Origin of the sequence: Acinetobacter sp. CIP A162 (assembly GCF_000367905.1) — a bacterium.
Classification (GTDB): Bacteria; Pseudomonadota; Gammaproteobacteria; order Pseudomonadales; family Moraxellaceae; genus Acinetobacter; species Acinetobacter lwoffii.
The window spans coordinates 37,348-51,598 of the sequence record NZ_KB849162.1 but is presented as its reverse complement, the minus strand read 5'-3'; the positions used below and the strand labels follow the sequence as shown (position 1 = coordinate 51,598).

Annotated in this window: 13 protein-coding genes and 2 pseudogenes; 5 read left to right on the top strand and 10 right to left on the bottom strand. The window is 35.4% G+C overall.

The annotated features are described in order from the left end of the window. Positions 1-74 precede the first annotated feature (74 nt). Together F995_RS15735 and F995_RS15730 are read left to right on the top strand one after the other, a co-directional pair. A complete protein-coding gene (locus tag F995_RS15735; protein WP_005105953.1) occupies positions 75-746 on the top strand; it encodes a hypothetical protein in 672 nt (223 codons plus the stop codon). Then, the gene (locus F995_RS15730; RefSeq protein WP_004647764.1) at positions 743-5,788 is read left to right on the top strand and encodes a tyrosine-type recombinase/integrase; all 5,046 of its coding nucleotides are present in this window, start codon (positions 743-745) and stop codon (positions 5,786-5,788) included. Before F995_RS15735 ends, F995_RS15730 begins: the two co-directional genes overlap by 4 nt. A gap of 1,034 nt (positions 5,789-6,822) precedes the next feature. On the opposite strand, the gene F995_RS15725 is transcribed toward F995_RS15730, so the two are convergent. Further along, a complete protein-coding gene (locus tag F995_RS15725; protein WP_004647763.1) occupies positions 6,823-7,356 on the bottom strand; it encodes an SMI1/KNR4 family protein in 534 nt (177 codons plus the stop codon). A 274-nt stretch (positions 7,357-7,630) separates the two neighbouring features. Further along, positions 7,631-8,563 (bottom strand): IS5-like element IS17 family transposase, encoded by a 933-nt coding sequence (locus tag F995_RS15720; RefSeq protein ID WP_000743272.1) that lies wholly within the window; start codon positions 8,561-8,563, stop codon positions 7,631-7,633. A 91-nt stretch (positions 8,564-8,654) separates the two neighbouring features. On the opposite strand from F995_RS15720, the gene F995_RS15715 reads away from it, so the two are divergent. Both F995_RS15715 and F995_RS15710 read left to right on the top strand, forming a co-directional pair. Beyond that, on the top strand, positions 8,655-8,987 hold the full coding sequence (locus F995_RS15715; RefSeq protein ID WP_265588134.1) for an SMI1/KNR4 family protein: 333 nt from the start codon (positions 8,655-8,657) through the stop codon (positions 8,985-8,987). 121 nt (positions 8,988-9,108) lie between these two features. Further along, a complete protein-coding gene (locus F995_RS15710; protein ID WP_004647761.1) occupies positions 9,109-9,726 on the top strand; it encodes a hypothetical protein in 618 nt (205 codons plus the stop codon). Positions 9,727-9,867: 141 nt separating this feature from the next. On the opposite strand, the pseudogene F995_RS16490 reads toward F995_RS15710, so the two are convergent. The 8 genes and pseudogenes from F995_RS16490 to F995_RS15675 form a co-directional block, all read right to left on the bottom strand. Then, positions 9,868-10,132, bottom strand: a pseudogene (locus tag F995_RS16490) (hypothetical protein); the annotation flags it as partial. A gap of 121 nt (positions 10,133-10,253) precedes the next feature. After that, positions 10,254-10,709 carry a helix-turn-helix domain-containing protein gene (locus F995_RS15705; protein ID WP_004647755.1) on the bottom strand — a complete coding sequence of 152 codons (456 nt, stop codon included), beginning with the start codon at positions 10,707-10,709 and terminating at the stop codon, positions 10,254-10,256. Between the two features lie 157 nt (positions 10,710-10,866). Beyond that, positions 10,867-11,160, bottom strand: a complete 294-nt coding sequence (locus F995_RS15700; protein WP_004647759.1) for a type II toxin-antitoxin system RelE family toxin — start codon at positions 11,158-11,160, stop codon at positions 10,867-10,869. Continuing rightward, on the bottom strand, positions 11,150-11,395 hold the full coding sequence (locus F995_RS15695) for a type II toxin-antitoxin system RelB/DinJ family antitoxin (RefSeq protein WP_000246755.1): 246 nt from the start codon (positions 11,393-11,395) through the stop codon (positions 11,150-11,152). Before F995_RS15695 ends, F995_RS15700 begins: the two co-directional genes overlap by 11 nt. Before the next feature lie 141 nt (positions 11,396-11,536). After that, positions 11,537-11,932, bottom strand: a complete 396-nt coding sequence (locus F995_RS15690; protein WP_081398993.1) for a LysR substrate-binding domain-containing protein — start codon at positions 11,930-11,932, stop codon at positions 11,537-11,539. Positions 11,933-11,941: 9 nt separating this feature from the next. After that, positions 11,942-12,481: an IS630 family transposase gene (locus tag F995_RS15685; RefSeq protein WP_252509242.1), complete on the bottom strand. Its 540-nt coding sequence runs from the start codon at positions 12,479-12,481 to the stop codon at positions 11,942-11,944. Positions 12,482-12,497: 16 nt separating this feature from the next. Beyond that, positions 12,498-12,953 carry a helix-turn-helix domain-containing protein gene (locus tag F995_RS15680; RefSeq protein ID WP_004647755.1) on the bottom strand — a complete coding sequence of 152 codons (456 nt, stop codon included), beginning with the start codon at positions 12,951-12,953 and terminating at the stop codon, positions 12,498-12,500. Between the two features lie 59 nt (positions 12,954-13,012). After that, a pseudogene (locus F995_RS15675) lies at positions 13,013-13,507 on the bottom strand (LysR family transcriptional regulator); the annotation flags it as partial. Between the two features lie 149 nt (positions 13,508-13,656). On the opposite strand from F995_RS15675, the gene F995_RS15670 reads away from it, so the two are divergent. Then, positions 13,657-14,250 (top strand): NAD(P)H-dependent oxidoreductase, encoded by a 594-nt coding sequence (locus F995_RS15670; RefSeq protein WP_004647752.1) that lies wholly within the window; start codon positions 13,657-13,659, stop codon positions 14,248-14,250. The last annotated feature ends 1 nt before the right edge of the window (position 14,251 follow it).

The window sequence follows — 14,251 nt, the reverse complement described above, 5'->3', positions numbered from 1 at the left end:
TTAATTTTGTTAATTTTGGGACTGTGTTATTCTACTATTGTGACGCTAAAAATAACTTACCTGTGCAGAAAAAAATGATGACACCATTGCTCATTGATGCATTAACAATTTCTGAAGGCAGGTTTGAAAAACCATGCCCAGTTTTAGTTTTGAAAATGATGTTACTCAATGAGGAAATGAGCCGGGAGTTTTCAGAAAAAATTAAAAATCAAGCATTACTACTGCTCGCGATATATCGTAAGTTACTGCTTGCTGTCGATAGGGACTTATGTAAGGTAAAAACTCTAAAGGATAGTGTGAAAAGAAGACACTGGGCTAAAGTGGATAAAGCACAGGACAAGATGGTGGTTGCAGGCCAACTTCGACTAAAGAGTTTAGATCCAGAAGAAATGATTTTATTTTTAAATACACAGCATTTTTTGAAAAAGCTGCCGATTTCCTTTGTTCAAGAATTGGTTAATTGGGCATCACCGGTGGTGAGTGGTAATTTTTTAATCGAAAATGTTTTAGCTGGTTATATCGCCCAGAAGCTTTTGCCATTAGAAAGAATTAAAGTGAAAGAGCTGGGTAAGTCTGTGCAACCATATTTTCATTTAGCTAACTTTTCTGTATTTTTACCTCGACTGGAGGAACTTTATCAAAAATATCAGCAGCAAATTGTTCGTGTGGCACCAATGGCAGAAGTTGCTTTGGCTTTAACAGACTTGAAGAAGGCAAGAGTCTATCGTATTCGGAGTAGTTCATGAAAAGTTATTTCAAGAAGCTCCTAGAATGTATTAATCAGAATGAAAATATAGAAGAAAAAGAACTGATCCAAGCATTATTTTTGTTGCGTGCACACTATAGCTTAGCTGGCATTGTTGTCATTTGTCAGCGAATCTTCACATTGATTGGGGATGATGAATTACCAGAATTTCGTGATGAGCTTAATACGTTAAAGATCATTAGTAGATTGCAGGATTCTGAGGAATATGCACATTTTTTCTCAGAAACAATAGATAGAAACACACATACACCCACGCCATTACGTCCATACACTGGAGACAGTGGAATTTGTGATTTGCTATTGATTCAAGCAGGACGAAGTCGAAATAATGAGAGTTTTGATACAGTAATTATTTGGCTTTTAGAGCAAATATTTCACTTTCAAAAAAAAGTACATACCCTAGGGCTTTATAGTAGTTATTTAAAGGGTGATGGAAGCATAAAGCTGAAAGCTCAAAAAGGATCTCGTGTGTATAACGCCTTTTTAGCAATCAGGCTGTTGGGTGATCAAGGTAATGAGTATATTTTAGAACAAGTCAAAGAGTTACTTATTCAAAATTCACCGAAACAACTGATTCATTTGATGTCTGCTGGTTCTGAAGATAAACGATTAAATGATGTTTTTTATACATTAAAGCTGTTTTTATCCCAAATTTGGCAAAATGATCCACTAAAAAATAAGAAGAAACGTCGAGAATTTTTACACCGTATAGGGTTAAAGCATAGAAAACTGATCTTGCAACGATACGGCTCATTAAGTATTGCTATTCAACCTTTAGAGGATGTAGATGAAATTCATCGTGGTCTAGTATCTGAAGTATTTGAGGATAATGAGATTGAAGAAGATGAAACACCATTGGAGCCATTGTTTACATTTTTTTTGGCAGAACAATCCGATTTAATTCGAGGTTTTTATGCCTCTAAATCTACTTCTCAACATATTGAAGCTGCAAATGTTGGTTTAGTTTGGACCAAATCGCGATTGTCCTTAATTTCAATTCAAGAAATATTTAGGCTCTGTCAACCATCTCATACTGATACCAGCTTAATTTTACGCGCAAAATTAGCTTTAATATTAAGTTTACTCACAGGACGTTCGGTGAGTGAATTAACAGCGCCTCGTTTTAGTCAAAATGCAGATCAGAATAATATTGCTATTCAGTATGATCATACTTTATCTGCGTATGTATTAAGTGTGTTTGCAGGGACACCGACACTCAAAAAAAAACCAGAAGATTCTAAATTTCATGTGCCATGGACCAATGAATTACATTTGGTTTTACCGATTGAACTCAATGATTTAGTGAGTCAAGTCAAAAATCTTGGGATTACAAGACATCATATGGCAGTTGAACGTGACGTGAGTGAACTGATTAACCGTGTACCTAAAGAGCTAGAAATCAGCCTCAAAAGCATTCGAGATATTCTTCCACGGTTGTTATATGATCATAGCCAAGGTGATTTAGCTGTCGTTAAAGCAGTGACTAATGCATCAGGTCGAAATTATGATAACTTGATTCATTATGCCTCTTTTGAACAGAGGCAACTTGAGCAACTCTGGGCTGCTTGTTTAAGAACGATAAAAATTAATATTCCTGAATATATATACTCTTCCAATAAGCGTGTGGGTAGCCCAATTGGAATAAAGATTGTTGAAATACAAAATGAAATTACACGAATAAAAAAGAGAATAAATCAGGCTTCTGAACATAAAAATTGGCAGGTGCTCTTTGATAGCTTGACGTTGTATACAGCATTATGGATGAATCTTGCAACTGCAGGACGAGGAATTAAGCAGCCCTTTCCAAAGTGGATCAGTCAGCAAGGCTGGGCATTGATTCAAGATAAACATCATCAAGATGAATCAACCGATCGTTATGTGCCATTGACGCAAGCGTTGATCAAACAGATTCAAGGTTTACGTGGTTTGATGGGAATGCTAGGGGAGCAAATTGAACCACGTGTTGATTTATCATCTTATGCTGTGCAACTTTGTGCTCCTCATCAGATTGAAGGTTTAGTTAGAAATTGGGCACGGAAGTTGGTTCGCTCTGATTATAATCAGTTACCTGGACGGTTCAAGGACGCTGGACTTGGGCACTGGATACGGGGTCGTCATCCATGGGATATGTTATCTGTATTTCCTGTATCAGCTTTTCAACAACAGTGGCTTGATGTACAAGAAAACTTGCAAAAACAATTAGGTTTCGAATGTCTTGAAGGTTTTGATTTTTTTAAAATCAAGCATATTCCAACATTTGTTTTAACCCAAGAGACTAAAACAGCTCAAGTAGAGACGAAGCTGAGAATACAATATTCAGAGAATGATGTAAAAGAATGGCTGAAAAACTCAGAGTATGAGTCCTATTGTCCGTTGATTTTTGAGGAAAATCCTGAGCCACAAGTAGCTTTAGAGCTTGGACATGTATTAGCTTCCCATTTAGCTAAAAATACAAACATTGATTTGCCAGAAGCCATAAAGGCATATTGTGCTTATATTCGCGATAAAACTAAAATTCCTTTATTCGTTCAACTTCCTCAAAAAGCTAATCGTACGTGGCTGACATCTGAAAATAGTTTTAGTACATGGAGTTATACTGAACAAAACTTACTTGATCTTATTCAGAAGGATTTAGAACATTTACCTGAACATCAAAATTGTGATATTGAAATAGGACGTTTGCTGGTTGTACTCTCCATGTATTCACAACTGTGCAGAGTGAGCCATTTACAAGCGATGTTGGAGTTTATTGCTTCTGATCAATATATAGTCGCTATGGGGAATAGTCGGCTCGTTGAGCTAACAGTGAATAATGATAGATCTGTGACGAAGATACGCCGTACAGTACTGTTAAGTCCTTATGTCTCGACTTTAATATTAGTAGACCGACAGTATCTACAGCCCCGATTAAAAGAGATTTTAGCACAGTCAAGAAATCAACAAAGAACGGCTTGGCAAAAGTGTTTTAATACATATTTAAAACAAATAGGGCTTAAGTCAACTCTATCGTTAGCTCAATGGTTGAAAGCTTTACAGCAAAAGGTGATGTTAAATAGCACTCCGTTGATTGCAGGTTATATATCAGGCCAAGTCCTGACTGAAGATCTTTCAATAAATGAATTATTACGATTATCCGAATATGAAAAATTAACCACAGGTTTAGATAGCACTGAGCCAGAAAGTGAAATAGAAATAGGCGATGAGCAACTACATTTGTCTGATATTTTAGCGATGATTCAGCAACTAAAAGGTGAGTCTAGATCAAGCATTTGGCTTAAACAGCTTGCTAGTAATAAAACGAATCACTACTCAGTCAATTTATTAACATGCTTTGTGCAATGGTTGATTTTACGCTGTGATGCAGAAGAGTTAAGTCTACAGAATCGAAATATGATTCATCTACATTTGGCCATCGTCAGTGCAGGTATATTGGGGTTTTCAGAAGATTTAACAAAAGATAGCCAGATTGATGAAGATGTATTTCAAAAATGGATGGAGTTGACGCAAGAGCATTTTCCACACCGCAAGCATCTCGCTGCGTGGAATCGCTTTAGAGAATTTTTAATTCAATTAAATGATGATCGTATAAAGTTACACAAGCGTACTGCGCATCAAGCAAGTGCTAAGGTTTTTTCAAAAAATGAAGTGCGGCAGATCGTTCAAATATTACAATCTGTAGAATCTGGGGTGAATGATACTGTTTTACGTCTAGAGATTCAGCGTCATTTTCGTTTATCTGCGGCGATGGGTGTACGCCGTTCAGAGACACTTCATTTACGGCCCTTAGATATTGATGAGGATATGCTCAGAATTCGTCCTTATGGTGAGCATCAGCTAAAAACACTCGGATCAGAACGTGTTGTTCCGATGAATTTATTAAGTCAGACGATTAAAAAGGGATTAGATGATGTTTATCAAAATAAAAAATATTCGATATTAATGTCTGATGAGAACAGTGAACATAAGCCTTTTTTTGATCAAATATCTCAAATATTAAAGAAAGTCACTGGAGATGTTGATCTCAGCTTACATCATTTAAGACATACGTTTGCAAGTGCATATACTTTAAAGTGTTTGCAAACAGTGGTGGATTTTAAAGTGCTCACGATAGAACTGCCATGGCTACAAAATTGGATGCCATCGAATGAACAATTTAATACGCTAGTAGGCAATGAAGGACAGGTCGGTCAAGGGATTAAGGCGATTGGTCGAGTACTTGGACATTTACATGAATCGACAACATTAAAGCATTATATTCATATCTTATTTCTAGCTACTTATGCCTATAGCATGCAACAACAGCAACCCAATTTACATACTGCATTTTTTAAGCGAGTCATGAGTCGGAGTAATTTATTCAGGCATTTCCAAGCGATTAACCAACAGAATAGTAATCTAAAATATGAGTTGAGAGATACCATCGAAAAATATGTACTCAAAAAAAGACAAACTCAGAGGTGGGTAATCTATGCTCAAAAAAGAGGAAATTCGACGGGTAAAGTAATTAAACACGAACTATTTCAAAATATTGAAGATATTGAGCGGTATCTTATTTCTGGGCAGGGGCAGCCACAATTAGATATTGAGTCCTGGAAGAGAGCTTTAATTACGATGTCAAACATTCCTTCAGGTAAACGTGGTTCAAATATAGGAAGACATCCATTATTGACACAAGGAAAGTTAGCACGTTTGCCTGAATTACTAAGTGCTGTAGATTTTAATTCCGCACAAAAAATTTTAGAGCGATTTGATTATTTAGAACGAAACCAATCAGACACTTATAATTGGTTAATAAAAAAATGGTTGTATGAGAGTAATGTAACAAAAGTATTGATGCATTTTACGGCAGAAGATAAACCTATGCTTTCACTTCTTATAGAACATCAGTTTTTTCCGGTAGTGATGAAACATAATAAATATGATTATTTTAGAATAATGTCTCAACAAGCGTCATTAAGCGCCGTGCGATGGGTACTTGCGTGGTTGAGTGTACGATATTTAGCGATTGGAGATCATATCTGAATCTAAGTATATATGACTTATGCACGCTTTGTTACACAAAGGTTTGAAAGACAGCGCTACCTTAATTGAGCTAATTTCAAATGACAATTTGGATGTAAGTGCAGCCAAATTCTGTGAATTTGTTCGAGATAGCTACGTGTGCATGAATATCATTTACCTGACTAGAAAAAATTCTTGCTGCTCATTTATAGCTTAATAATAGAGACTTAAGTATTTTTTATGGATCAACAGAACCGAAAAACATCGCATTATCCATTGCGTTTTGTCTGCTGCTGGAAGCTATGTAACATGATTCCTTAGGTGAAATAGCCTAAGCTTAATAAGTGATTAAAAGGCCTGAAAATCCGCGAATTTGATTTTTTTCTTCGCTTTCAATTTGATCCATACGTTATTTATTTATTTATATTTTTCATTTACAAATCAATAAAATATTCTAATTTGGTTTGATCAAAGAAAAAGATACCCATTTGATAATTAGGTTACAGCAAAATCTGTAATCGGGCGTGGAAACCTGAAAATTACTACAGAAGTATTAAAACCGCTTTAACAGTTTTTTGTGCCTATTATGCTTAGTTTGCTATTATTAAATATTATTCAGCATAAAGTCATGTTGCAGAAGAAATGTCACCTTCAATGCAGCGTGACAATTTTGAAGTAGCACGAACTGATTTTGAAAAACATCCAATCATCAAATGTTTATTTAAAGCGGATAACGTCACGCGACACATAAGTTGTCATTTGCGACGCATAAAATGTCATTGAACGACACATAAGTTGTCATTGAAAGAAACCGCGATTATTGGTGGTTTTTTTATCAAGTCTCATATTAATTTTCTAAAATTAAAACTTTATGGTTAAATTAGATTGCATAAAACCGTGGAACATTGGTTGGTAAATAAGCGTGGAACATGAATAATCAATAAAAAGCCGTTCTGGTGCCCTATACTCCAGAACGGCTTAATTTAATATACTGATATATAATAAGAAATATCATACATTTCGTATAAGGTGTATTATGTTAATTTTAGGGAAATTTAAAAATTATCCTCTTTCAATAACGCCATAAAAGAAGTGAAGTTATTTGCTAATTTTATAGTTCTCAACTTATTTTCAGTTGGTGATATTTCGATAAGGTCATCATGATAAATCAGAGTAATAGGTGGTTCATCAGTATTAAGCTCGTCTCTGTAATCAAAAGCTAGTAAGTCACCACCTGCACATTTTCCAAAAATCACTATGTGTTTATCCATAAATTCATACATGTCTTCATCAGGCTGATTTAATTCAATTGCTTCATATTTTTTGATGGAATCCTCATACTTTATACGATCTTCTTCATCCCAAATTTCGATTTCTTCATATCCGTAGCTATAAAAATATACGTCTCTATCTGTGATCTCGTTGTTATGATCTAAAAACTCAAAATAGTTCTTTTGAGGTGTTAATCCATTGTGTTTACTGAGTAATTCAACATAAGACTTAGGAAATTTATAACCAATAGACTTAGCATAATTTTCAATAATTTTTCTATCAATTAGGCCATGATCTCTGCTTACATCAATATTCATTTAATCTACTCAATTAATTTTTTCATAGTATAAATTAGGAATTTCCATTTAACATAATGGCTGTTATATGAACTAGAAACAAACAAACATCTCTTACTCTTAACAAGTTAAAGCCAAAATGCCTTATCAAAATTTAAATATTATGTATGACTTCGGACCAATCGATGTAGAGGTCATAGAAAATTTTGAGCAAGATAAGAAAATTAATTTCCCTCTGAGTTAGGCTTTGTTGCACAAAGATTTGAAATGCAAAGCGCCCCTAATTGAGCCAAATTTAAGGCGTAACTTGGGTAAGTGGTCGACCTAATTCCGTAAATCTGTTGAGGACTGCTACACGTGCATGAATTTCATTCACCTGACTAGGAAAGCTTCTTGCCATTAATTTATCGCCTAATAATTTGATGCAATGCATCTTGGTTTCCACCAAACTGCGCCGATGATAGCCTGACCATTTTTTCCATAATGTCCTGCCTAAACGTTTAACTGTTCGAAGTAATTCATTTCGCTCTAGCGAGCTACTCTTTGTATCTTTCCATGGTTTCGCATTTTTTCTAGGTGGAATCACCGCATGTGCTTGCCGATCTGCAATGACCTGACGGCATTGCTTGGTGTCATAAGCTCCATCGGTATAAACAGAGTCAATCTGCTCATCTTGTGGAATCTGATTAAGTAAATCACCAAGCACCTGTGAATCACTGACATTATTGGTTGTGAGCTGAATAGCGCGTATTTGTAGGGTTTTGGCATCTATACCAATATGTAGTTTACGCCATTGGCGACGATATTCAGCTCCATGTTTCTTGCGTTTCCATTCGCCCTCACCTAGAAACTTCATGCCTGTAGAGTCTACGAGTAGATGCAGCCCATCGCTACTTTTTTGGTAGCTGATTGCAATATCAATATGCTTTTGTCTTCTACAAAGCGTACTGTAATCTGGTGCGGTCCAATTTAATCCGCAAAGTTTAATCAGACTTTGCACAAAGCCAGTGACCATACGTAAAGATAGACGGAATAAGGATTTAATCATTAAGCAGCATTGGATAGCTGCGTCGGAGTAGGTTTGATTTCGCCCTTGTTTGCCTTTTGATGGAGCATACCATTGCGTAGCAGGATCAAACCAAATGGCAATATTTCCGCGACTCATGAGTGCTCGGTTATATGCGGGCCAATTGGTTGTGCGGTAGATTTTGTGTGTAGGCTTCTTCATTTGAAAATTATATCGCTGAAAAAGCCTTTACAGATAGGTTTGTGCAACAAAGCCTCTGAGTTATAAAAATCTGATGACTTGTCACAATGGGGTGCAATTTATTGAGAATAGTTTTGAATATTCTGATTCTAATAATGAGATTGGAGAATCTAGCATAGGATTTTGTTGCTTTGGAAAAGAGCTAGGCGGTGATCATATTGAAAACTGTCAAGATCAGGATATATATGGCCAGGATAGGATAGTCATTTTTGGACTAAATGGTTGTGGTGACTATATCGGATTTGACTACAGATCTGACGTTAATAATCCGAAAGTAGTTCTTATGTACCATGATCAGTATATTAAAGATCAACATGGACAACCCAAATTAAAATTAGTAGAAGTATCTGATAGTTTTGATAATTTTTTGAGTTTACTAAGATAGTTTGCATATTACTGAATAAGTCGGCCACCCATTCCTGTTCGTGGTCTACCAGTTATTCTATCCAAGTAGGCCACTTATAACTCACAATTCCTAACAGGCATACAGATTAAGGTGAACTAATATGAATAGTTGGGTTGTTAATATTATTATCATTACGATTTTATGGATAGTTTTATATGGATTATACAGAATTTTAGTAGTGTATTTCGCAAGAAAGAGAATGCGTAAAATGGCTGAACAGGAAGAACAACGTAGAGTTGAAATACGAGAAATCTTAAAAAACAAGCTGATTGTATTGAATCAGGTTGCGATTAAAATAGCAGCCGAAGAATTTATGCAGGCATTATTAGATTGGAAATCTGAGAGAACCATTAGGGAAACTATAGCACCCTATAGACCTGAATGGGGTGAGCAAGAAATTCTGAACTGTATTGAACGGAGTGAAAGTCTTATTAATCCAATAATAAAAGTATATCAACCTGTTTATGATGTCGCAATTCAGAAAAAAATCGATCAACCATTTGATTTATCTGGTTATATTCATTCTTTTTTTACGGGTTTTTATTGGAGTGAAGTTGATTATCCTGAAATTGATAAGCCATTGAGCAAATTAAGTGAATTAATGAGAGGTGGGTTATCCCACGAGGAATTCTGGGAAACAGATTATTATAAAAAGCATCTTGTACCTAAAAAAGTACAAGAACGTATGGAAGAACTGAGAAAAATAGGAAAATATTAATTTTATAATTTTTTTAATAGCACTTTATCAAAGATAATTTTAGTGGCCTACTTGGAATAGTAATGACTTGTATAGTACTAACGAGAATAGATGGTAGATTTATAAGTTGTCATTAAAAAGTAAACATGTATTCTTTTCCCTATAAGCTGGAATAAAATACAGATTCGTCGAAAAGTTAGTTTTAAGTAGCTCTCTGTAATCAGCCAGCATTATCAGCAATAAGAACCAATGGAAGGTTATACATCTGTTTTACTTGTTGAGCTATTCCAGTTAAATAGGCATAAAACCAAGTGCTTTTCACTGACTCTTGTAAACAGCTTGTCACCAGTTTCCCCGTTGAAAGCAAACACCCCATGACATTAACTCGTTTTAATCTTATTGCATCAACCGCATGAACATCACCTATCTTTGTCCACGCATAGCGGTTATCAGGTGTAGATGAAAATCCTGTTTCATCAACATAACCTAATATAATTTCACCACGTGCCGCTTGCTCTCGTAATTCTTCAATCTGCTGTGTTGCTTGTTCAAATGCAATCGGATCTCTTTTTTTTCAAGCTATGACGGGTACGCTTGAAGACCATACCTGAATCACGTAAAAACTTACGAATGGTTTCAACAGACACGGACACTTCGTATTCTTCATGTAGTTTGACTCGGATTTGTTCTGCATTGAGTGGACTTGTATTGACCCAATCTAGGATTTTCGCCTGATAGTCTGAGATCAATGTATTGGGTCGACCTGAGCGATGACCTTCTTTAATCGATTCAAACTCATACAATTCCCAACGTCGGCGTTGTAGCCTTATGGTTTCTGGGATACGTTCTTGTAGAGTGGCAACTTCCGCAACACTTTTACCTTCGGAAAGCCAGAGAATAGTTTGGGCACGTTGCCTTTCACGCCAATGTTTTGCATGCTTGACCAGAAAAATGAGTCGTTCTCGCTGTTCTAAACTAAGTGGTACAGAAACAATTCTAGGCATGTGTGAACATCTGTTAACTAAAAAAACCTTTTCGCATCATTAGTTATTTTTGTCAACTTACAAGAACATGCAGATAGTTTAAATTATTAGCCTGAGACTATATTTAACATAAAATCTCTTATACGAAGCCAAAAATGGGAGCTATAAGCTCCCATTTTTAGTCTTTAATTCGCTTTTTCGCTTCGTCATAAACTATGCTATCAGCTCGTTTTCCGACGGTAATGAGCAGGATAACTACCTGATCATCTTTAACTTGATAGACAAGTCGGACACCAGCTTTTAATAATTTGATTTTATAGCAACCTGCAAGATCGCCTCTAAGCATATTCTTTGGAATATGTGGCTGCTCTATGGCTTTGGCTAGTTTCTTTTTAAATTGATCTCGTATAGCAACAGGGAGTTTTTCCCATTCTGCTGTAAAGTCCTTGTGACGTAAAAGCTTATAAGTCATCTAATGTGACTTCCTCAAACATCTCTTTAGGATCATTAATGCGCTTACGGACAAGAGCTAATAATTCTTCATCTTCTTCCGAAAGCAAAGCTTTTTTGACAGGCAGTTTCCCAGTCGTAGCAACATACTCAAGAATACTAGTGAAGAAATCCGTAGGTGCAATACCTTGCTCTTTAAGGATTGAATAAGATTTTTCTTTAAGGGCTTCATCGATCCTGAAGTTAACAGTAGCCATCATATTTCCCAAGTATTTAATGTACTAGGAACAGTGTAATGCAAATTGCATTACAAGTCGACTTCGCATAACCTCCATTATGTTAAATGGGTAGTGATTTGGTGGATTTTTCAGACTCTGGTTTGAAAAATCCATTTAAAATTAATTAAGCTGTTGTAATTTTTCATATAAATAATCAATAAATAATCTAACTCTCTTAGGTATATAATTTTTTTTGTAATAGACAGCATGGATTTTTTGCTCATGAATCTTTATTTCATCTTCAAATAAAGCAATTAATTTACCTTCTTTTATATCCTTTAAAATTAAAAATTCAGAGAGACAAGCGATTCCTACGCCTTGTAAAGCAAGTTGACGAACACTTTCGCCATTAGAAGCTGTAATAGATGGTGAAGTTTTATATAGTTGATCATTTATATAAATTGGCCAATTATTTAAATGCAAAGGATGGCTAAATCCTAATAATCTATGTTGATTTAACTCAATAATAGATTTTGGTAAGTTATTTTTTTTGAGATATTCAGCGCTAGCAACGATAAGTTGTCATTAAAAAGTAAACATGTATTCTTTTCCGAATTGGTTTGATACTTTCTCCACCCATTGCTCTATTTTGTCAGCTGTCATGACTTGAAAATCTCGCCAATAATATTTCATCTGCTTCCATACCATCTCGATTCGATTTAACTCAGGGCTATAAGCTGGAATAAAATACAGATTCGTCGAAAAGTTAGTTTTAAGTAGCTCTCTGTAATCAGCCATCTTTTTACTTCTATGAATCGAGGCATTATCAGCAATAAGAACCAATGGAAGGTTATACATCTGTTTTACTTGTTGAGCTATTCCAGTTAAATAGGCATAAAACCAAGTGCTTTTCACTGACTCTTGTAAACAGCTTGTCACCAGTTTCCCCGTTGAAAGCAAACACCCCATGACATTAACTCGTTTTAATCTTATTGCATCAACCGCATGAACATCACCTATCTTTGTCCACGCATAGCGGTTATCAGGTGTAGATGAAAATCCTGTTTCATCAACATAACCTAATATAATTTCACCACGTGCCGCTTGCTCTCGTAATTCTTCAATCTGCTGTGTTGCTTGTTCAAATGCAATCGGATCTCTTTTTTTTCAAGCTATGACGGGTACGCTTGAAGACCATACCTGAATCACGTAAAAACTTACGAATGGTTTCAACAGACACGGACACTTCGTATTCTTCATGTAGTTTGACTCGGATTTGTTCTGCATTGAGTGGACTTGTATTGACCCAATCTAGGATTTTCGCCTGATAGTCTGAGATCAATGTATTGGGTCGACCTGAGCGATGACCTTCTTTAATCGATTCAAACTCATACAATTCCCAACGTCGGCGTTGTAGCCTTATGGTTTCTGGGATACGTTCTTGTAGAGTGGCAACTTCCGCAACACTTTTACCTTCGGAAAGCCAGAGAATAGTTTGGGCACGTTGCCTTTCACGCCAATGTTTTGCATGCTTGACCAGAAAAATGAGTCGTTCTCGCTGTTCTAAACTAAGTGGTACAGAAACAATTCTAGGCATGTGTGAACATCTGTTAACTAAAAAAACCTTTTCGCATCATTAGTTATTTTTGTCAACTTATACAAACGACTTTTATATAATAATTTTGCATAGAGACTTGAATCTTCTAGATCACCAAATCGTATAGCAACATCTATTTTATGCTCTAATAAATCAATTACATGATCATGACTAGTTAGTTCAATACTGATTTTTGGATATCGTTCTATAAACTCTGGTATTAATGGAATAATTACATGCAATACAAACGGTGTTGCTGAATCTATTTTAATTAAGCCTGTAGGTTCAGTACCTGGATTAATTAACAACTCTTCAGCTTCATTCAAATCAGAAAGTAATTTTCTTGCTCTTTCTAAAAAAATTTTTCCATCATAGGTAAGATTAAGGCTACGGGTTGTACGTTCGATTAATTTAACATTTAATTTTTTTTCGAGGCGTTGTAATGTGCGACTGATAGCAGATGTTGTTTGATTTAATTGTTCTGCTGTTTTCACTATAGAGCCACAATCAGCGATCGTAACAAATACTAAAAGTTCATCAAATGTAGATTTCATATCTAAGTAAATCATTAATAAAAAATCATTTTTAATTATATATTAATTTTAATTATTAACAATTAATCAATAATGTTTTGTTAATAATTGCATTTATGTTGATGGATCTTAAATTTATATTGTACTTCTCTATTCAATTTGGGATGAAGATGAATAATATTTTAATTATCAATGGTGCTAAAACTTTTGCTCATTCTAATGGTGAATTGAATGATACCTTGACAATTTTAGCAGAAGAAGTGTTAACCAAATTAGGTCATAAAGTTAAAGTTACGCGTGCTGATAGTGCTTTTGATCCAAAAGAGGAGGTAAAAAAATATCTTTGGGCTGATGCTATTATTTATCAAATGCCAGGCTGGTGGATGGGTGCACCATGGACAGTAAAAAAATATATTGATGATGTATTTACTGAAGGTCATGGTCATATATACGCTAATGATGGTCGTTCACGTTCGGATACTTCTAAAAAATATGGTTCGGGAGGCTTAATGCATGGCAAAAAATTTATGCTGTCATTAACTTGGAATGCACCTGCTGAAGCATTTACTGATCCAAAACAATTTTTTGAGGGGAGAGGTGTAGATGGGGTTTATTTGCCTTTTCGAAAAGCCAATGAGTTTCTTGGTATGCAAAGCATGTCAACATTTATTGCTCATGACGTCATCAAAGCACCAAACTTACCACAAATAAAAGATGACTATCGCCAACATTTGATCCGTAATTTTTCTGCATCAGTGATATAGA